Source organism: Balneolaceae bacterium (assembly GCA_034521495.1).
Classification (GTDB): Bacteria; Bacteroidota; Rhodothermia; order Balneolales; family Balneolaceae; genus Rhodohalobacter.
On the sequence record JAXHMK010000018.1, the window covers coordinates 117,513 to 138,306 of the forward strand.

General features: G+C 43.8%; 19 protein-coding genes. 15 read left to right on the plus strand and 4 right to left on the minus strand.

Annotation, left to right across the window (positions count from 1 at the left end; genetic code table 11):
• Positions 1-303 precede the first annotated feature (303 nt).
• From U5K72_16910 to U5K72_16935, 6 genes are all read left to right on the plus strand, one after another.
• Complete coding sequence (locus tag U5K72_16910; protein MDZ7720498.1) at positions 304-951, plus strand: hypothetical protein; 648 nt, start codon at positions 304-306, stop codon at positions 949-951.
• A gap of 281 nt (positions 952-1,232) precedes the next feature.
• On the plus strand, positions 1,233-1,457 hold the full coding sequence (locus U5K72_16915; GenBank protein MDZ7720499.1) for a hypothetical protein: 225 nt from the start codon (positions 1,233-1,235) through the stop codon (positions 1,455-1,457).
• On the plus strand, positions 1,408-3,078 hold the full coding sequence (locus U5K72_16920; GenBank protein ID MDZ7720500.1) for a hypothetical protein: 1,671 nt from the start codon (positions 1,408-1,410) through the stop codon (positions 3,076-3,078). Before U5K72_16915 ends, U5K72_16920 begins: the two co-directional genes overlap by 50 nt.
• 235 nt (positions 3,079-3,313) lie before the next feature.
• On the plus strand, positions 3,314-4,801 hold the full coding sequence (locus tag U5K72_16925; protein ID MDZ7720501.1) for a biotin carboxylase: 1,488 nt from the start codon (positions 3,314-3,316) through the stop codon (positions 4,799-4,801).
• Positions 4,802-5,008: 207 nt separating this feature from the next.
• A complete protein-coding gene (locus U5K72_16930) occupies positions 5,009-6,070 on the plus strand; it encodes an aldehyde dehydrogenase family protein (protein MDZ7720502.1) in 1,062 nt (353 codons plus the stop codon).
• Positions 6,021-6,365, plus strand: a complete 345-nt coding sequence (locus tag U5K72_16935; protein ID MDZ7720503.1) for an aldehyde dehydrogenase family protein — start codon at positions 6,021-6,023, stop codon at positions 6,363-6,365. Before U5K72_16930 ends, U5K72_16935 begins: the two co-directional genes overlap by 50 nt.
• A 520-nt stretch (positions 6,366-6,885) precedes the next feature.
• Here the strand turns inward: U5K72_16935 and U5K72_16940 are convergent.
• From U5K72_16940 to U5K72_16950, 3 genes are all read right to left on the minus strand, one after another.
• Positions 6,886-7,644: an alpha/beta fold hydrolase gene (locus U5K72_16940; GenBank protein MDZ7720504.1), complete on the minus strand. Its 759-nt coding sequence runs from the start codon at positions 7,642-7,644 to the stop codon at positions 6,886-6,888.
• A 206-nt stretch (positions 7,645-7,850) separates the two neighbouring features.
• Complete coding sequence (locus tag U5K72_16945) at positions 7,851-8,084, minus strand: hypothetical protein (protein ID MDZ7720505.1); 234 nt, start codon at positions 8,082-8,084, stop codon at positions 7,851-7,853.
• Between the two features lie 46 nt (positions 8,085-8,130).
• A complete protein-coding gene (locus tag U5K72_16950) occupies positions 8,131-8,781 on the minus strand; it encodes an RNA polymerase sigma factor (protein MDZ7720506.1) in 651 nt (216 codons plus the stop codon).
• 43 nt (positions 8,782-8,824) lie between these two features.
• On the opposite strand from U5K72_16950, the gene U5K72_16955 reads away from it, so the two are divergent.
• The 5 genes from U5K72_16955 to U5K72_16975 are packed head-to-tail and all read left to right on the plus strand — an operon-like array spanning position 8,825 to position 12,780.
• The gene (locus U5K72_16955; protein MDZ7720507.1) at positions 8,825-9,928 is read left to right on the plus strand and encodes a DUF3179 domain-containing protein; all 1,104 of its coding nucleotides are present in this window, start codon (positions 8,825-8,827) and stop codon (positions 9,926-9,928) included.
• 11 nt (positions 9,929-9,939) lie between these two features.
• Positions 9,940-11,310 (plus strand): FAD-containing oxidoreductase, encoded by a 1,371-nt coding sequence (locus tag U5K72_16960; GenBank protein ID MDZ7720508.1) that lies wholly within the window; start codon positions 9,940-9,942, stop codon positions 11,308-11,310.
• Complete coding sequence (locus tag U5K72_16965; GenBank protein MDZ7720509.1) at positions 11,307-11,690, plus strand: hypothetical protein; 384 nt, start codon at positions 11,307-11,309, stop codon at positions 11,688-11,690. The genes U5K72_16960 and U5K72_16965 overlap by 4 nt, the downstream gene beginning before the upstream one ends.
• Positions 11,691-11,727: 37 nt before the next feature.
• Positions 11,728-12,288: a peroxidase-related enzyme gene (locus U5K72_16970; GenBank protein MDZ7720510.1), complete on the plus strand. Its 561-nt coding sequence runs from the start codon at positions 11,728-11,730 to the stop codon at positions 12,286-12,288.
• A gap of 33 nt (positions 12,289-12,321) precedes the next feature.
• Complete coding sequence (locus U5K72_16975; GenBank protein ID MDZ7720511.1) at positions 12,322-12,780, plus strand: DUF302 domain-containing protein; 459 nt, start codon at positions 12,322-12,324, stop codon at positions 12,778-12,780.
• A gap of 163 nt (positions 12,781-12,943) precedes the next feature.
• On the opposite strand, the gene U5K72_16980 is transcribed toward U5K72_16975, so the two are convergent.
• Positions 12,944-13,357, minus strand: coding sequence for an SRPBCC family protein (locus tag U5K72_16980; GenBank protein MDZ7720512.1), 414 nt, complete (start codon positions 13,355-13,357; stop codon positions 12,944-12,946).
• Between the two features lie 967 nt (positions 13,358-14,324).
• Between U5K72_16980 and U5K72_16985 the strand changes: the two genes are divergently transcribed.
• From U5K72_16985 to U5K72_17000, 4 genes are all read left to right on the plus strand, one after another.
• Positions 14,325-15,629, plus strand: coding sequence for a BamA/TamA family outer membrane protein (locus U5K72_16985; protein ID MDZ7720513.1), 1,305 nt, complete (start codon positions 14,325-14,327; stop codon positions 15,627-15,629).
• Positions 15,630-15,733: 104 nt separating this feature from the next.
• Positions 15,734-16,213: a hypothetical protein gene (locus U5K72_16990; GenBank protein ID MDZ7720514.1), complete on the plus strand. Its 480-nt coding sequence runs from the start codon at positions 15,734-15,736 to the stop codon at positions 16,211-16,213.
• A 1-nt stretch (position 16,214) separates the two neighbouring features.
• Complete coding sequence (locus U5K72_16995) at positions 16,215-17,342, plus strand: hypothetical protein (GenBank protein ID MDZ7720515.1); 1,128 nt, start codon at positions 16,215-16,217, stop codon at positions 17,340-17,342.
• A 76-nt stretch (positions 17,343-17,418) separates the two neighbouring features.
• Positions 17,419-19,014 (plus strand): metallophosphoesterase, encoded by a 1,596-nt coding sequence (locus U5K72_17000; GenBank protein ID MDZ7720516.1) that lies wholly within the window; start codon positions 17,419-17,421, stop codon positions 19,012-19,014.
• Positions 19,015-20,794: the final 1,780 nt, after the last annotated feature.

Sequence of the window (20,794 nt, forward strand, 5' to 3'; positions counted from 1 at the left end):
TTTACGATTTACCAGAATGGAGCAAAACATGAATATCTGGAGTCACTGGGCCCCCTTCAAAAACCTTCGAGAGTGAGCGAATTAAAAGATTTGAAAATGCAGGAAAAGAGCCTAAAAACGACGGAAGATACAACTGAATATAAACGACCGTCTGACTGATATACTGGTTCAACAGGAAACTAAATGATTGGGATTATTGATTTTATAAGGGGAATAGATTTCAAAAATGTGAGACTTTTTTGAAAAATTAGATCGGAAGCAGTGTGTAAAATGTGATTGTTAATAATTCTAAAAAAGAAAATGATGGCAGCCAGTAAACAAAAAACTACTCCTTATTTTAACGTTGCACAACTCAGAATTGATTTGTGGAATACGTTACGCTCAGAAGTTCAGGCCATTCAATCTGCCGACGGCGATGTGAATGAGATTCAGAAGTATAAAAAAGAGGCGCTTTCTTTGGTTGAAAACCTTGCATCCATCGAACAGTATTATGCGTTTCCTGGAAAAAACAGGGTGTTAAATATTGGGAAAGCACTTGAAAGAGAGGAGTTTGTTGCCGCTCACGGAAAGGTGTCAGATCTGGTACGTCAACTTGTAAGTGACTCCTACCGAAGCAATTCCAAATTTACCAGTAATGACGAGGAAGATGAAAGTGAGAGCCAAGAGAACAAACGATCGCAATGGGATTCCCGGAAGAATTATTTTGAAGTACTGTTTGTAGATGATTTGTCAAAAAATGAAGAGCAGGCATTGCGAAGTAAAACCCGCGAGCTCGAAGATATGGATGAGCAATTGGTTTATGGCATTACCGTGCAACGCTCGTTCCAGGATGCCCTGATTGCACTGCTTGTTAACTATAACATACAGTCTGTGGTCATTCGCTATGCCCCGCCTTATGAATCAGAAAATATAAGTGAACCTTCTCCGGCCTTTCCTGGGACAGATAATTAAACAGGATTACTCATCCAATGCAGAGGAGGAACTGGGCCCCCTTCTTGGAAAATGCGTTAAGCAATTTCGCCCCGAACTGGATGTCTATTATGTAACAGATACGGCCCTTCAAAATCTGAAGGATTCAACGATCAAAAATTTCCGTCGATATATTTTACCGTAAGGATGATATCCAGGAACTGCATCTTGCCATACTCCGCGGAATTCGTGAGCGATATAAAACACCATTTTATACGGCTTTAAAGGGGTACAGCAAAAAACCGGTTGGGGTATTTCATGCCATGCCGATTTCCAGGGGAAATTCTGTATTCAAATCCCGCTGGATCAGGGACTTTGGTGATTTTTATGGGCGGAACATTTGCCTGGCTGAAACCTCCTCAACAAGCGGCGAACTGGATTCGCTTCTCCAGCCTACAGGTACTTTAAAAGAAGCTCAGGAGATGGCCGCCAAAGCGTATGGTGCCCGAGAAACATTTTTTTGTAACCAATGGCACGTCAACTTCTAACAAAATTGTTCAGCAAGCCCTTGTTGAACCCGGCGACCTGGTATTAATCGACAGGGATTGCCATAAATCGCATCACTACGGACTGGTTCTGGCCGGGGCGCTTCCGGTCTACCTCGATTCCTATCCCATCGAAAAATACAGCATGTATGGCGCCGTTCCGCTCCATGAAATCAAGGAAACACTGCTGGATCTTAAAAAGGCAGGCCGTTTAGATAAAGTGAAGATGTTATTGCTAACGAACTGTACGTTCGACGGCCTCGTGTATAACGTGGAAAAAGTGATGGAAGAAGTGCTGGCGATTAAACCGGATATGATATTTTTGTGGGATGAAGCCTGGTTTGCCTTTGCGGGTTTTACATATACCTACAAGCAACGTACCGGCATGTTTACAGCGAACAAGCTGTATCAAAAATACCGGACAGAATTGTATCGAAAGAAATACAAAGAACATATCGATTCACTTGGCAAGGATGATATTCCGCTTATGCCCGATCCCGATCAGGTAAAAATTCGGGTCTATGCTACGCAGAGTACGCATAAAACGCTGACCAGTTTTCGCCAGGGTTCCATGATTCATATTTGGGATGAAGAGTTCGGGCGTCTGGCCTCTGATAGTTTCCAGGAAGCCTATATGACACACACTTCCACATCTCCCAATTACCAAATTCTTGCATCATTGGATGCCGGTCGGCGCCAGGTACAATTCGAGGGATATGAACTTGGTGAAAAAAGCCTTGAACTGGCAATGTCAATCCGGGCTAAAATTCATGACCATCCGCTTCTCCACAAATATTTTCGTGTCCTTACGGTTAAGGATTTTATACCCAATGAATTTCGCTCTTCGGGTCTGGATGAATATTATACACGATCAAGGGAGGATGGAACCGGATGGAGGACGCATGGGAACACGATGAATTTGTTTTGGATCCAACAAAGATTACGCCTGTCTGTCGGACTGTCGGGCATTGATGGCGACACCTTTAAAAATGAATACCTGATGGATCTGTATAATATCCAGATCAATAAGACCTCGCGTAACTCCATTCTTTTTATGACCAGTATCGGGACCACCCGGGGGAGTGTAGCTTACCTGATTAATACCTTGTTGGATATTGCAGAAAAATTGGAGGAAGAGGATCGCTCCCTCAATAAAAAAGAGAAAGAAATTGTAGATAAGCGGGTAAAATCTTTGATGGAGGATGTGCCGCCGCTTCCCGATTTCAGTCATTTTCATGAATCATTTCAGGCGGTTCCGGGTGTTCCCGGAGGTGATATCCGGCAGGCCTATTTTCTGGCCTATCAGCAGGATAATTGTGAATACATTCCTCTTAATCAATGTCTGGATGTGATGGAAAACGGACGCGGACTTGTATCAACAACGTTTGTAATTCCCTATCCGCCAGGGTTTCCTGTACTGGTACCGGGGCAGGTGATCAGCGAAGAGATTGTTCGGTTTTTGTTGGCGCTGGATGTGAAGGAGATTCATGGGTACCGGCCTGAACTGGGACTTAAAGTTTTTAAAGAGGATGTACTCAGTAAAAAAAGTCTCAACAAGTTGAAGCTGAAATACAAACAACAGAAAAAAAGAATTAACAAACATGAGTTCAATAGCAGAAATTGAGGAAAAGAGTCTGACGCTGTCCAAAAAGGATGTCGATTCTGAACTCGATGTCAGAATCTCCACTACTTTACACTATGTTTGGAGATACCGGATCAGGGTCCGGTATGACAAAATTAGAATATCGAACTATCCTCTTACATCTTTCTTTGAACAAGCCTCACGTTTCATCATCAATTGCAAAAATTGAATCCTGAACTCACGATAACCAATTATTTAATTTTAAATTTAAAATACCATGGCTAAAAAGAAGAACGAAGTGAAACCATTAAAAGGCTTGTCTGATATTAGGCGATTTTTTCACCGCAATGAAGAGCCGATCTACTTTATCAGTGCTACCAATTTCAATCTTTTGGGTGCCGATGAGTGGATCAAGGGATTTAAGTTCATCTGCTATATTGAGTGTTTTAATGGTCTTCATCCCAATGTTTTTTCGCCAAAGGAAGAATTGCCGCACGATGAGTTTGAAAGCATTGAAGACATCAACAATTACCTGCTTAAACACCCTGAAGTTCAGGAATATATCAACTCACGTAAAAAAAATGGCAAAGCGGGCAAAGCGATGTTCCTGATGTTTGATGAAGAGACAGAAAAACTTGCCAAAAAACTGGGGCTTGAAGTCTGTTTCCCATCCGCTAAAATGCGGACCTCCATGGATAATAAGGTCAACACAAACCGCATTGCCGAAAAAGCAGGGGTTGCCTGTGTACCGTATGTACTTTCGAAAGTGAAGGATTATGATCACCTGCGGGAAGTTTCCAAAAAGCTGGGAGATGATCTTGTTATTCAAACTCCTTTCGGAGATTCCGGACACACTACATTCTTCATTTCTGATAAGGAAGATTTTGAAAAGTATGAGGAGGAGATCGTCAAAGAGAAGGAAGTAAAGATTATGAAGCGGATCAATTGCCGGGGATCGGCTATTGAAGCGTGCGTAACCCGTCATGGAACCATCGTTGCGCCGTTGATGACCGAACTGGTCGGATTTCCCGAACTCACCCCATATAAGGGCGGCTGGTGTGGAAATGAGATTTACTCTGATGCCTTTACACCGGATATCCGCAAAAAAGCACGCAAATATACCCGGATGCTTGGCGATCAGCTCCGTGAAGAGGGCTACAAAGGATATTTTGAACTTGATTTTCTGATTGACCAGGATAATGGTGAAGTCTATCTCGGAGAATTGAATCCGCGGGTAACCGGTGCAAGTTCTATTACCAATCACGCTGTATTTGCGTTGGCAGATGCCCCGCTGTTCCTGTTTCACCTGATGGAATGGATGGATGTGCCGTATGAACTGAGTGTAAAGGCGATCAACGATCGCTGGGCGAAGCCGGAAAATGTAGATACCTGGAGCCAGCTTGTCATCAAGCATACCGAAGACAGTGTTGAACTGATCACTGAGGCACCCCCTTCCGGAATCTGGAAGAAGCAAAAAGACGGCAGTATCGAATTTGACCGGATGGACTCCCACCGGCGGGCCGTAGAGTCGGAAAAAGAGGCTTTCTATTTGAGAATTGCCGACAAAGGCAAATACCTTTACGAAGGTGCAGATATGGGTATCCTGGTGATGAGAGGCCGTTTGATGACAGACGATTTTAAACTGACCAAACGGGCCAAAGAGTGGATCAAGGCCATTCAGGATCATTATGTTACGGAAACTCCCGATAACGAAGAGGAGTTATCCGAAGAAGCCTCTGTACTTACCGGTTTTAAATTAATGTAGCAATTATAAATTTTAGTTAAATCTGCACAAGCCGGAAATTATCGGCAGTTTTTTGTTATTGGCCGTTGGAACGAGTCAAGCTCCGAGGTTTTAGGATTACGAAAAACACACAGCAGTCAGAACTATAGTGGTTCAAAAATTCCGGTAAACCCGAGTGGCTTACTCATTAATACTGAAGTGAAATTTTCCAGTTAAATAAGTAATAAAATGACATTTAAAAGTATCAACCCGTACAACGGAAAAGTAATAGCTGAATATCCTGAGCAGTCTGAGGATGAAATCAACGCCATTCTTCAAAAATCGAAAGAGGCATTTGAGTCGTGGCGACAGGTTCCGATTGAGGAACGAGCTGAAATGCTGAAAAAAGCAGCAGAACTGCTTCGGAAAAACGTGGACGAATATGCACGTACCATGACCCTTGAAATGGGGAAGCCAATCAGTGAATCAAAAGGCGAAATCAACAAATGTGCCTGGGTGTGTGAGTTTTACGCGAAAAACGCCGCCCGATTTCTGGCCGATGAAGTGATAGAAACCGATGCATCCGAGAGTTTTGTGAGTTATGATCCTATGGGAACCGTGCTGGCGATCATGCCGTGGAATTTCCCATTTTGGCAGGTATTTCGCTTTGCTGCACCCACACTGATGGCCGGAAATACAGGTTTGTTGAAACATGCTTCCAATGTGTTTGGATGTGCCACTCATATTGAGGATTTGCTTCGGGAAGCAGGTTTTCCCGAAGGAGTTTTTCAAAACCTGATCATTCATCACGACAAAACAGAACAGATTATTAGCAATGACATTGTGAAGGCGGTGACTCTGACCGGCAGTGAGGTTGCCGGCCGATCAGTGGGAAGCCTGGCAGGTAAATATCTTAAAAAGTCAGTATTGGAGCTGGGTGGCAACAATGCGTTCATCGTGTGGGAAGATGCCGATATGAAACAGGCCGTAGAGACCGGGGTGACAGCCAGGATGATGAACAGCGGTCAGAGCTGCATTGCGGCAAAACGGTTTATCCTTGTCGGAGAAGCCTATGATAAATTTTTGCCGGAATTTCTGGAGCGGGTCAAATCCCTGAAGAGCGGAGATCCTGTGGATGAATCAACTGAACTGGGACCGCTGGCGCGGAAAGACCTGGCAGACCAGCTTAATGAACAGGTTAAAAAATCTGTTGACCAGGGAGCAGAACTGCTGACCGGGGGCAATCAGGATGAGGCGTATCATGAACCCACTGTTCTGGACCAATGTAAAACCGGGCATGCCTGCATTTGATGAAGAGACATTCGGGCCGGTGGCTGCAATCATCAGGGCAAAAGATGAGGATGAAGCGTTTCGCCTGGCATCGCAATCCAAATATGGTCTCGGGGCTACAGTGTTTACGAGGGATATAGACCGGGCACGCAAAAGCATTGATAAAATACCGGATGGCGCGTTTTTTATTAATGAACTTGTAAAGTCAGATCCACGCCTGCCCTTTGGCGGAACGAAAAATTCGGGATATGGCCGTGAACTTTCCAAAGAGGGGATACTCGAATTTGTGAACAAGAAAACGGTGTATGTGAAATAGACTGTTTTCTTTCAGATCAATCTCCGTCTGGCGCAAGTGTTAAGCGAAGCGTCACTTGTGCCCCTTTCCCTTTGCAAAAAACTTGGCACAAGTGACATCCTTGGCTCACTGATTGTAGAAAGATTTTTTCCAGTAAGGCATTATCTAAATTTATTTCAATTTATGCTTTGAAATACCGGATTTAACACTTGCGCCAGTTTGGGAACTACAAGTAGTTTTAGTCGCATCTGTATTGGGCTAAAGCCCTTTAAGTTACTCACTCTTCTCTTTCAGTTTACGAAGTATGTGTTTAGCGAAAGATTGTCAATCTAACCGTTGAATAGAGAACCTTGTAGAGTATGGAATACCGATATGCGATTGGAGATATTCGATCTCAGATATACGATCTGACCTTTTTTTTTAAGATCTGAGATCAAAAAATGTCGGCAGAGCATAAATATTCGAATAAGATTGTCTATTACCGTCTGCTTTAGCTGACGGTTCCCAAAAGAGCAAGCAACAAGTGGCTTTAGCCACATTACTACAAATACCGGCTTCCCCACGCAGCGGTAACCAACCCTATATATTTGGCATCATCCTGATTTGATAACAGATGGTCCGCGTCATCCAGAGAGATAAAACTCTTGGGATGTTTGGCAAGTTTGTAGATATGAGCAGCGTTGTCTATCCCTACGGTTTGATCGACAGGGGAGTGAAAAATGAGTAGAGATCTCTCCAAATTACGGATGATCTTATCCATAAGTTGTTCTTCAAGATCGTCTAAAAACTGTTTTTTTATAGTAAATGTGCGACCGGCCAGGTTTACTCTCGCTTCTCCTTTTTTTTCGATCTCTTCCCTCTTATCAAGCAGGTGATGAGTAACATGGTCAGGATTACAGGGAGCTCCCACGGTTACAACCGCCTCGCTGGATTTGATTTGATGAGCAGCCTGCAACACTGCTGCACCGCCTAAAGAGTGCCCCATCAGCATTCGGGGTGCTTCCCACTCATTTTCCATATAATCAGCTGCAGCGACAAGGTCATCCACATTTGATGAAAAATTTGTATCGGAGAAATCACCTTCACTCTCTCCAAGGCCGGTGAAGTCGAATCGAAATACTCCAAAACCACTACCGGTTAACGCCTTGCTGATATTGCTGACAGCCCGAAGATTCTTACTGCATGTAAAGCAGTGTGCAAACAGAACTGTTCCTCTCGAAATTCCATCATCCGGCTGATCCATCTTTGCCGAGAGTTCAGCTTCCTGGCTTCCGGGAAATGTTAGTTTTGTTGTTTTCATTTATGATTAGCTGCTTATTTTGATCGAAAATTTTTTTGAAAGGAATTCCCCTTCTATGTGGGAGGGTAAAAATCTCCCCTTGAGGGGAGTCCCCGGTTTACCGGGGGTGGGGTGTACATCCCCCGAGTTCATTCGCTAAACGCTCATTTCACTTTCCCCCTTCGAAGGGGGATTTTTAAATTCACTATCCATATTCTAAACTCACTTTAATTCAAAGATTTCATCGCCTCAAGCAGCGCATGAAACTCCTCTCTGCATTCACCGCATTTGTTAAGGTGATCTTGAACCAGCGGCATCGCCTTTTCGGCATCTTTCCCCTGGAGTTTTAATTCGGCAAATTCGTGAATCTGATCGAAGCATTCATCACACCCAATTTCATCCGGGTGCACATTTTGTGCCATGCCGATCAGTTTTTTGATTATCGCTTTATTCAATTTCATTGTGTATTTGTTTTATAATCTATAGATGCACTGACTTTCAGACTTCTTACATCTTATCTAATATTTCTTCCGGATTGATACCTTCGGCTTCCATGCTTTTTTTAAGTTTTAACCTTGCATCATGCACAAGTTTATAGATAGCATTTCGATTACTGTCCATCATATCCGCTACTACGGTCATAGGTATCTGATCGATCATTAAGTGCTGTAAGACCTTTTTTTGCTTTTCCGTTAGTTGCTCATCCATAATCTTCATCACTTTTTTTACCAGGATAGATTCATGGGTGATTTGATCTGGTCCGGCCTGTTCATGTTCTATTTCAACGGCATCTTTTTCCTCGGGATCATACGAACTGTATTGTTCAAGCGAGATATCGTTATAGCGCTTTCTGCGAAGTTCGGAGTATCCTTCACGCACGGCTATTTTCATCGCCCAGGTAGTAAACTTACTTTCGCCGCGGAATGTATCTATGTTATCCAGGACTTTTAGCAGAGAGTCCTGCGTAATATCTTCGCAAAATTGATTCAGCCCCCTGTCAACGTTTTTGTACAGTACCGATTTTAAACCTTTGAGCATGTAACTTCTCAATTGTTTTATGGCCTGTTCATCGGGTGGGGGAGTAAGAGCCTGGATCCAATCCTCATTTGTTGAGTAAGATCTTTTATTTTTATCGCGTCCTTTAAACCAGTCGAGCATAAATTTTTAGCAGTTAAATGAAAACCCTGAGTAGGGAAGACCTATGAAAATAATACGATATTTTATCATCCTTTTAATATCACAAATAATACTCTTTCCATCGAATCTTTTTGCACAACAGTTTGAGGGCTGGAAAACGGATACGAGTAAGAAAAATATTGACCTCTCCGAACTCAAATCCGGTGGCCCACCTAAGGATGGAATTCCGGCAATCAACGATCCGGGTTTTGTTTCCAGCGAAGAAGCCGATTCGTGGATAGAAGCGAATGAACCGGTTATTTCTTTTGAATTGAATGATGTTGCAAGAGCCTATCCTCTGCAAATTTTGATATGGCATGAAATAGTAAACGACAACTTTGAAGGAGTTCCGGTTTTAGTCACATTCTGTCCGCTTTGTTATTCAGCTATTGTTTTTGATCGGCGAATTGATGGAGAAACTCACGAGTTTGGGGTATCAGGATTTTTACGGCATTCCGATATGATTATGTTCGACCGAAAAACAGAATCCCTCTGGCAGCAGTTTACGGGCGAGGCTGTGGTAGGAGAGTATACCGGGAAAGAGTTAAAGATTCTTCCGAGTCAGATCATTTCATATCAACAGTTTAAAGAAGCGTATCCGGATGGAGAGATTTTATCAAAAAACACGGGTGTGGACCGCCCGTATGGAAGAAATCCCTACTCCGGGTACGATGATGTTAACAATACACCATTCCTGGCTGGAGATATTGAAGATGACCGGTTGAAGCCACTTCAAAAAGTGATCGGGATCCAGGTAGATGATCATCAAAAAGCGTATCCCTATTCCATGAGTAAAGAAGAAAAGGTAATTAATGATCAGATTGCTGATCAGCCAATTGTTGTTTTTCATATGGAAGGGGCACGTTCAGCTTTGGATGCACCTGAGCTTTCCAATTCCAGGAAAGATGGATCTACCGGAGCATTTTACAGAGTAGTAGATGGTGAAACGCTTACTTTTTTTAATGATGGATCTTCCATTAAAGACAGAGAAACCAACTCAACCTGGGATATTACCGGGAAGGCGATCTCCGGCACGATGGAGGGGCAAAAACTGGAACCTGTTTTATTTGGAGATTATTTTGCTTTTGCGTGGCTGGTCTTCTGGCCTGAAACGGAAATTTATAATTAAGACGAATTTTTATGGAAACGTTTGATGCAATTGTAATCGGAACCGGGCAAGCAGGCCCCTCTTTAGCTGCCAGATGCGCCAGTGAAGGGTTAAAGACGGCAGTTATCGAGAAAGAGAATTTTGGCGGAACCTGTGTAAATACGGGTTGTACTCCCACAAAAGCGATGGTGGCCAGCGCTCGTGCAGCACATATGGCCCGGCGCGGAGCAGACTTTGGTGTCCATATTTCCGGTGACATTCATGTGGATATGAAACAGGTTAAGGCCCGAAAGGATAAACTGGTTGAGAGTTCAACCACCGGAGTTGAAAATTGGCTAAGGGGAACAGAAAATCTGACAGTCATAAATGGTCACGCCAGGTTTACCGGTAACCACACCGTACAGGTTGGGGGACGAACGCTGACTGCTGAAAAGATTTTTATCAATACCGGAGCCCGGCCGTTTGTACCACCTGCACTTCAAAATGTTAATGCCATGACCAATAAAGAGATATTGGAGCTCGAAGAGGTCCCCGAACATTTGGTGATTATTGGCGGAAGTTATATCGGGCTGGAGTTTGGACAAATGTTTCGAAGATTTGGTAGTGAGGTTACCATTGTTGAACAGGGATCAAAAATTATCGGTCGGGAGTCAGAGGATACATCAAACACCTTGCAATCTGTTTTAGAAGAGGAAGGAATTAACTTTCGCTTGAATGCAAAATGCATTAGTGGTATACAATCAGGAGATGGGATTACAGTAAACGTTGACTGTGAAAGTGGACCGCCGCAAATTACGGGTACACATCTGTTGGCTGCTACCGGCCGCAGGCCAAATACTCATGACCTTGGGCTCGAACACACAGATATTGAAACCGATGGTCACAGCTACATCAAAACAAATGATATTTTACAAACAAGTGTGGATGGAATTTGGGCTTTGGGTGATGTAAATGGTAAAGGGGCCTTCACGCATACTGCCTACAACGATTTTGAAATTGTGGCTGCCAACCTGTTTGATAACGATCCGCGAAAAGTCTCAGACCGCATTTTGAATTATGCGCTCTATACCGATCCGTCTTTGAGTCATATTGGAATGTACGAGCATGAGGCAAGAGAATCTGACAAAAATATACTGATTGGCTACCGGGAGATGTCTCGGATTGCTCGCGCGAAAGAGCGGGGAGAGACCAAAGGATTCATCAAAATTCTTGTAGATGCCGATACTGAGCGAATTTTAGGAGCAACTATTCTTGGAGCCGATGGAGATGAAATTATCCACTCTCTTTTGGACATCATGTATGCCGGTAAACCCTATACGGTCATCAGCAGAGCAGTTCACATACACCCAACTATTTCTGAGTTGATTCCTACAATCTTACAAAATCTGGAACCATTAGAATGAATACCTGGTATCTGCCAATTACCATTTTGCCTGGTATTGGGCTTTTAATTTTAAGTACATCTACTTTGATCGTTTCTCTAAACGAAGAGTTGGAACGTTTGCTCAAAGATGCAACTACGAACCAGAGGCTTATCCATAAAAAGTTATCGCAGATGAAACTGTTAACATACGGTTTGACAGGCTTCTACATTAGTACGGCGCTTATGGTGCTTAGCGGTCTGGTTTCTTTTTCAACAGTCTCATTGGGAATCGGGTCTGAAATCCTTATCACTGGTGTCTTTTTCATTTTTTTATCACTGGTTATTTTAGTTGTTTATTCTATGCGGGCTGTACAAATCAGGCACCTACATTTTGATGAATGTCTGAAGAACATTGAGTAACCGGATAAAGCTTTCAAAGAATTTTAAAAAGGAAAAGATGCCATATATCGAGATTATTGAACCTGAAAATGCAACTGGAGAACTCAAAGATATTTACGACCGTTTAAAGGAAAGCCGTGGTAAATTAGCTCAAATTCACAAGATTCAGAGTCTGAATCCGGAGTCAATTACTACACATATGGATCTCTATATGTCCATCATGTTTAGCAAATCTCCGTTAAGCAGAGCTCAGCGAGAGATGATGGCTGTGGTTGTATCATCATTTAATAATTGCCAATACTGCAGGCTCCATCACGGGGAGGCTCTAAACCACTACTGGAAAAACAGAAAGAGGGTAGAGCGGCTTGGCGAGGATTTCAGGAAACTTGAGCTTAATGATATAGATCACAGCCTGTGCAGACTGGCCCAGAAATTAACCGAATATCCCGATCATATTGATGAGGAAGAAGATATTAAACCTCTTAAAAATACCGGCCTTTCGGATCGTGCAGTATTAGATGCTGTGTTAGTTATCGGTTATTTTAATTTTGTGAATCGAATTGTTTTAGGGCTTGGAGTTGAAACTGATGAACAGGAGATTCAGGGATATAACTATTAGCTTCGTAGTCTTGTCCAATTAAAACAGAAAATTATGCGTTTAATAATAAAAACGGCAATCCTATTCATTTCAATAATGTCATTCTCATCAGCCTATGCGCAGGAAGGGATGAGTACTGAGCAAAGCGATTATTCGGTAGAAGAAACGGCCGAGCGGCTTGAAAAAATCCTGGCAAAAAATGGTATTACTATTTTTAAAAAAATTAATCACCAACAGGGTGCAAAAGGTGTAGATATGGAGTTATTACCGACTATATTATTTATTTTTGGCAATCCAATGCTTGGAACTCCAATTATGCAGTGCAGCCAAACTGCCGCCATTGATCTTCCACAAAAAATGTTGATTTGGGAAAATTCAGAAGGTGTTGTACAGATTGGTTATAACGATCCGGACTTTATCAAAAATCGTCACTCAATCAAGGATTGTAACAAGGTCCTCAAAAAAATTGGCAATGCACTACAAAATTTTGCCACTTCGGCTGCGGGTAGATAAGTACATCCCGGATGAATCAATTAGTTTTTGTAAGAAAACTCATAATGTCCTAAGAAATCGTCAAAATCAAGGCGCGCGCAGTCCCAAAAAGCGTCCCGACTACTCGGGAAGCAGTTTTGGGTCAACCGGAACGCAGAGATTGACGTTTTCTTAGAGACACTAATTAGAAATGTTTTTTTAAACCTTCAACCCCCAGTTCATAAAGTCCTTCAAGGACCTCTTTCATCTCATTTGCTGCTTCATCTGCAACATTAAATGTCGAAGACCAGGTAAATTCGGAATGATTCTCATCTAACTCTTTAACCTGGATCGTTCCGATATAATCTTCAATTGGCATGGGCGATTCTACTATGGAATAGGTCAATTTTTTTTGATCGTTGTCCAGACTTTCAAGTTTTTCTTTTACCTTTCCTCCATCCTGCAGATACAAAGTTCTTTCAGCGCCTACACCAGAACCATTTGTTATACAGCCAGTAATCGCTTCCACAAACCGGTTTAATTCACCAAAATTACCAGCCAGTTTCCAAACATCATCCGAGGGGGCTTCAATAGTACCGCTAACTTTTGCTTTATGCATTTTATTCATTGTTATGAGATTGTAGATCTTATTCGTTTGTTAGACGGAGTGAGGTCGAAGAATCTTTCGGGTCAATGTAATTTTTTGAATTCGTCATAGTAATCATGGCTAACTATTCATTGTTGAAATATGAACAGTTTCAAAAAAAAGCTGATATGCATCACTCAGGTCGTTAGGTTTACAATTTTTCAAAAAGTATAGTCAATCAGGTAGCTACAAAATCACGAAAACACAAAACTATTTATGCTTTTGTGGCCTCTTTTCAAGTTCACTACTAAATTGACGAGAAGTTACCCCGAAAATTATTTCATGAGGGCTTTGCGAAACCGCGGTTACTGGTCAATCTGAACTCGATTCAGATTCTCCATTCGTCTTTATAGCTTGAATCTGGAGATCCTGAATCAAGTTCAGGATGACGGTCAGAGTTTTGCAAAGCCTTCTTCATATGAACTATATGTTATTAACAATCTTATTGTTAACACTTTATATAAAAGGAAATGTATTTTTTTCTTGTTTCACTGCTCTGCTGTGAAACAGAATCCAGGTGGTGCTCTGCTCCACCCTATACTGGCTTAAACGGGCAGCAGAGCAGCCCAGATTACCATCTCGGAGCAGAGCACCGAGACGAGAGTAAGTTGCAGTTCGTTTTCTGTATTAAAAAATGGGGTAAGTCTTCTAAGTTGAGTTATTAATTCTGACACTAAATGAATTTACTGGTTGCTACATTAGATTGGTGAAGAAGAATTTTGATTGAAGTCGGTAAATTTTTCTCTCCTGATTCAAGGCAACTTTAATGTTGACCTTTTAAATGCTTTGCACAGCATTTTCAATCTATCCAAACAGATTGGGCATAAAACTATATTCAATTCAAAGAATGCTCGTAAGATTATCCGTTTAAATCACTTCTTAATTACAGGAATAACTACGTGTGAACAGTTGACGATTTTCTGTAAGAGGTATTTTTTTCATGAGTTTAAGATATGTTTTGAAATTACTTACTGTAGCTGTGATATTTTTTATCTCATTTATCCAAATTGAGGATGTTATAGGGCAAAGCTTTGGTGATTCACCTTCCGACTCAACAGAAATGGTAACGGATGCAGATGCCCCAAATGTAGAACCCTACAGATCGGAACGGTCAGCAATGTCACATCTTTTAGCATTACCCTCATATCTTTTTCACTGGAGTACTCGTCCTGTGGGATGGGGAGTGAAATGGGCAGAAACTAAATTGCCAAGACTTCTTCAGGGAGAACGTGGTGATTTTGGTGTATTCCCGCTTTTTGAGCTCGGAGGAGAAACCGGTTTTTCATATGGAGCCCTGATATTTCACAGAAGCCTGTTTCATGACAATCATAACTTGAGGTTTGAAGGACTTTTTGGATCAAGCAGCTACAATGAATTCCACTTCGAGTACACCATTAGCAATTTCCTTTCAGAAAATGGAAGCCTTGTTCTCGAAACGGAATATGGCAACAAGCCGAACCGAACTTTTTTACTCGGAAATAATATCGATTTTGATGAGCGGAGTTTTTTTGAGAGGGAGGAGTTTTTGGCGTCTGTTGAGTATAGTCATAAAATTACCGATGATAAATTTATCCGGTTCAAGCCGCGGTTTTTAAATAAAAAGATATCGCAAAGTGAGCCGGAAGATGAAGACGTTGAGGAGGACGGGTATAACATATTTCCGGAAAATTTAACCGGAACAACTTCACTTCTGTCGATGGGTACTTCGTTTGAATGGGACGGTGCAAAAGGACTGCCGCGGGTTACTCATGGCACGCGATTTTTTACAGGTTTTACCTGGAATCGTTCACTAAACAGAAATGATTTTCACTATGCTGAGTACAACATAGAAGTAAACCAGTTTATTCCAATTTATTTTTTACATGAAACGCGCCGGTTTGCTTTAAAAGCCAACATGATTAAAACTGAAAGTTTTCGGGGGAAAGAAACTCCTTTTTACGATCTGCCATCTCTCGGAAGTTCAAATGATCTGCGGGGCTTTTCAACAGATCGATTTCGCGACACAGGTTCGCTGTTGTTTACACTGGAATACCGCTATCCGATATGGAATTTTTCTGACATGGTTTTTTTCATTGATGAAGGACAGGTATTTAATCATTATTCAGAAATTGGGATCAACCGATTTAATACCAGCTACGGTTTTGGTTTCCATCTGATTTCATCTAAGGGTTTTGCTCTCCGTTCTGAATTTGCATTTAGCAGAGAGACATCCCGCTTTATACTACTAATTTCACCAAATTTCTGATTTCTGTTTTGAAACTGAATACTAAATATTTTAGAAATAAATACCTGTTTGTGGTATTGGGAATCTTTTTGTTCCAGGCTTGTTCTGCTTCAAAACCATATACAATGGATCCGGTAAAAACATTTGACCCGGATACAACAAGAATTCCCGAACCCAAAGAGAATAACTCCTATCAATATTGGGATCGTATTGATAATACTATTTTTCATCAGATTGAGAAGCCGCTTGATCTTAATAACGTATTTCGATCATCCGGCCGTGTTTTAGGTGTGGCAAATGCCAGGCAGGCGGATAATATTAATCATCTGGATGAACCGTCCGAGTCGAGTTGGTATAACTATCGGCACTACTACAATCCCATGAGTCCTGAACAATTGGCTGTGGGTCCGAATACCGTTCAACCCGATACTACCGGTGAGTGGACTATATTCTCCGGTAAACTGGAGGGAGCGAATCCTGGTTTTTTTATTGAGGATTCATCTGGCAACCGGTTTCTGATAAAGTTCGATGGTCCGAGTTATCCCGAACTTACAACTTCGGCAGAGGTAATAGGTACGAAAATATTTTCATGCCGCTGGTTATAATGTGCCGGAATCAACAATCACCTACTTTAATCCCGAAAAGGTGACGATTGGTGAGAATGTGGTGGTAAATGACGATGGGAGGGAGCGGCCAATGACCATGAAAGACTACGAAAGTATTATAGCTGATAAGCCTCGTGATTCAGAAGGTCGGATACGGGCCCTCGCCAGTAAATTTGTTGATGGAGTACCGGTCGGCCAGTGGGCATTTGAGGGTACCCGTCCGGATGACCCCAATGACCGGGTTGACCACGAACACCGCAGAGAAATTCGTGGTATGCGGGTTTTGAGTTCATGGCTCAATGATACAGACCGGCGGGATGCTAACACGATGGCTGTTTATACGGATGAGGGATACATCAAACATTATGTGCAGGATTTTGGAAATACTCTTGGAGCGAATGGTCCTGGAATTCACGAACCTATTTACGGCCAGGCTTATTTGATTGATCCAAGATATATGGCACTGAACGCTATTACGTTCGGGATATTGGTAAATCCCTGGGAAACCATCAATGCAGAGGAGTATATTCCTTATCCATCAGTGGGATATTTCCGTTCTGACGTTTTTAAACCGGGGCGTTGGGTATCGGCTCATCCACTGCCGGCTTACGAAAATATGACCCTGCGCGATGCTTTCTGGGGTGCCAAACAAGTGATGAGTTTTACTGATGAGAATATCCGCGCTATTGTTGAAACAGGCGATCTTAGCAGTCAAAAGGCGGAAGAGTACCTGATTAAAACCCTGATTGAGCGAAGAGATAAAATTGGGAAGTACTGGTTCCGAAAGATCAATCCAATCGACAAATTTAAAGTGGAGCGGAATGAAGATAAAATCATACTGGAATTTACAGACCTGGGAACCGAAAAAGGACTTTTCGAGAAAAAATCAACAAAGTACAGGTACTCATTGAAATCAAAAGGCGGCCAGGTTTTCGCGGAAAATGAAGAAACCGGTTCAACCCGTTTTACTCACACTGTGTCGGCACCGGCAGCAGATGAGCCACGGGTTTTGATCTATGAAATTGTAACTTTTAGAGACGGGGTTGAAACTGAGGAAAGAAAGGTGACGGTGTATGCAGTGGAAGATCAAAACGGTTTGCGAATAGGAGGTATTCAGAGGCAGGGATAATTACAGAATTATGCTATATAAAATTCACAATCAGGTAAGATCAATAATCTTCGATATCCGGAAAGCTGACCAGAATATGAAAATTTCAAATTCATTTTTATTCAGTTTTTGGCTGTTATCGCTGTTTATTCTCTCCTCCTGCTCCTCATCGGAACCCTTTTACGCATCTCCGGAACTTGAAGAAAATCTGTCCCAAAACACCTATCAAAATGCGGATACGCTCCACACATTCATCTTAATTGGCGATACGGGGGATCCGAAGCTGGATCAGCCCGACCCGCTGATCTCTGCCATGCAGCATCACCTGGAGGAGTCGCCCGGCCGAAGCTCCGCCGTTTTCCTGGGAGATAATATCTACAGCAGCGGCATGCCGGCCGACCCGCAGCACGAGGAGCGAAAGCTTACCGAGGATAAAATTTCGGTTGCGCTTGAAGCTCTCAAAAATATTGATCATCCATCGTATTTCATTCCCGGGAATCACGACTGGCGCTACGGGCAAGAGGGAGTGATTGCGCAGGGGGAATTTATAGAAGCTTATCCCGGAATTCAGGCAGCGATGGAGCCATCGCACGGATGCCCCGGGCCTTTTTACACGGTGTTTGAAGATCAGTGGCTGCTGATTGCGCTCGACTCGGAATGGCTGGTGAAACAGGGGCAGCGGGCTGAAACGGACCTGAGCCGCTGCCGGTTCAAAACGCACGATGAGGTGATGAGTGAGGTGGAATCCATCGTAGCTAATCATCCCGACAAACAACTGCTGGTTGCCACCCACCATCCGCTCTACAGTAACGGCTCGCATGGCGGATACTACACGTTGAAAGATCACATCTTTCCCCTCACAAACCTGGAGAGCTGGATGTACCTGCCGATGCCGATCCTTGGAACAGTGTATCCCGTGTATCGAAAAATTGGCAATTCGAGCCAGGATATCCCCAACAAAACCTATCAGAGGTACAAAAACGACCTGCTGAAAGCCACCAGCGAGGCGAAAACTCGTGTGTTTGCCAGCGGCCACGAACACAGCCTGGCATTTTTCGACAAGGGGGATCATTTTGCGATTGTCAGCGGATCAGGTTCCAAAAAATCACCCGCTAAAGATGGCGAAGGGGCTGATTTTGTATACTCAGAGTATGGGTTTTCAAAACTCATCTCCTTTAAAAACGGCGATCTGGCCGTTGAGTTCTGGGTCCTTTCGGATGAGAATCCGGCCGGGAAACGGGTGTTTTCAAAACGGATTTCTGACCGGGAGTATAACGTGGATGACGAACCGGATTATGACGTCTCGAATGATACGAGTGCCATAGAAACCCGCAAAATTGCACCCGGACCCGGATATGAGGCCGGCGCCGTGAAACGGGCTATTTGGGGAGATCACTACCGCGACGTCTGGACCACTCCGGTTGAGATGCAGGCTGTTAATCTGAATGAATATGATATCCTGAGCATAGGAGGTGGTCAGCAGTCGGTTTCTATTGTGGTAGAAGGATTCCAGCGGGACCCGGAGTATCATGCGATCTATACAGAAAGATCCATCGGAGGCTCTGCCCAAGATACTTCGCGAAACCTTTGCGAACGACATTCTCCAGGATCAGATTTCGGCGGCTCATCCCTACGGAGCGCTGGTGGTTGCTCCGCTGGCCGATGCCGCCGGCGTGTACCAGACCGCACCTGATCTCAGATATATTCCCGAAAGCTCCGGTCTGCCTACTCCGGGTGATCGAGGGGCCGCACCGGTTCTGATTGAAGAATTTGTGAGCACAAAATGGTTTCAGGAACAGACCAACAAGACAGTGAACAACATTTTGAGCACCGACCGGGTGTGGACAAAATCGCGGGAAGAAAACCGGTATCGCGTGAACCAGGAACAGCTGCTCAGGTCTCGGATGTTCGACATGTTTATCGGCGACTGGGACCGCCACGACGGGCAGTGGTTCTGGGCGGAAGTTGAAGCAGATGAGGGCGTTCTGTTCGAACCTGTTCCGATCGACCGAGACAATGCATTTTTTACCAGCGACGGACTGATTCCCAGCCTCGCCAGCCGCCAATGGGCTCTCAGGAAATTTCAGCACTTTGACGATGACATCCGCGACATAAAGGGAATCAACTTTAACGCCATGCACCTGGACCGATGGTTTCTAACGGAACCGGATCGCGACACCTGGTTTCGAGTTGCGGAGGAGCTTGAAACAAACCTGACCGAAGCGGTTATCGAAAATGCCGTGAAGGAACTTCCCGGAGCCGCCTATGATCTGACGGGCAAAGAGATTGCAGATAAACTAAAGGCCCGGCGCACAAAGATCCGGGAATTTGCAGAACGCTACTACAATGTGCTATCCGATGAGGTGAATGTGTTTGGTAGCAAACGTACGGACTATTTTCATATCGAGCGGCTGAACAACGGCGATGTTCGCGTGTCGCTTCAAGACGAAGATGAATCCGGGGCAAAACGATACGAACGCCTGTTCCGGGCTCAGGAGACGGACGAAATTCGTTTGTACGGGTTCGATTCCGACGACACATTTAAACTCACCGGCACAGACAACAGCGATATACTGGTCCGGTTGATTCCCGGCGAGGGAACAGATATTCTCAAGGACGATGTGACAGAAGTCGGAGGTCGAACGAATGTGAAGGCCTATGACACCTACAACGGGCTGCAGGCCAACACCAGCAGCGCAACAAAAATAAAATATTCTGATGATCGAAAAGTGCACCGGTATGATCGCGAGGCGTTTCAGTACAATATAACCGCTCCGCTGCTCACGGGCGGATTTAACCCGGATGACGGTGTGTTTTTAGGAGGCGGTGTGATGTACGTTCGTCACGGTTTTCGGAAATCGCCCTACGCCAGTATGCACCGTGTCAGCGCCAAGCATTCCCTGTTGACCTCCGCTTTTTCATTCAGCGCCGAAAACAGTTTTACGGAGGCCGTTGGCTCGCTTGATTTTACGATCGATCTCGATGTCCTCGCTCCAAACTACAAAGCAAACTTCTTCGGGCTTGGCAATGAGACGGAGCAGCTTGTAGATGACCGTTCGTTCTACCGTTTCCGCATGGACCAGGTGCACCTGAGAACCTCGCTGCAAAAACGGATCTCTTCTATCACTCAATTCAGAATCGGTCCGGAGTACGCCTATTTCAGCCCGTCCGAAACACCGGGACGGTTTATCAGCAGTGAAGAAGCCGCGCTGGAGCCGGAAGATTTTCAAGGTCACCATTTTGGGGTGATTGCATCGTCTTTTCAAATCAACTCTGTTGATGATGAGATTTTTCCCCACTATGGATTCCGTTTTCGTACAGACGCGTCGCTGAATCTCGGTCTCGAAGACAATAGTGAATCGTTCGCAAGACTGGGCACCGAAGGGACGCTCTACTATACGCTTGAAAAGCTCACCAGCACGATTGGGTTCAGGATCGGGGCAGAGACCAATATCGGGGATTTCAACTTTTTT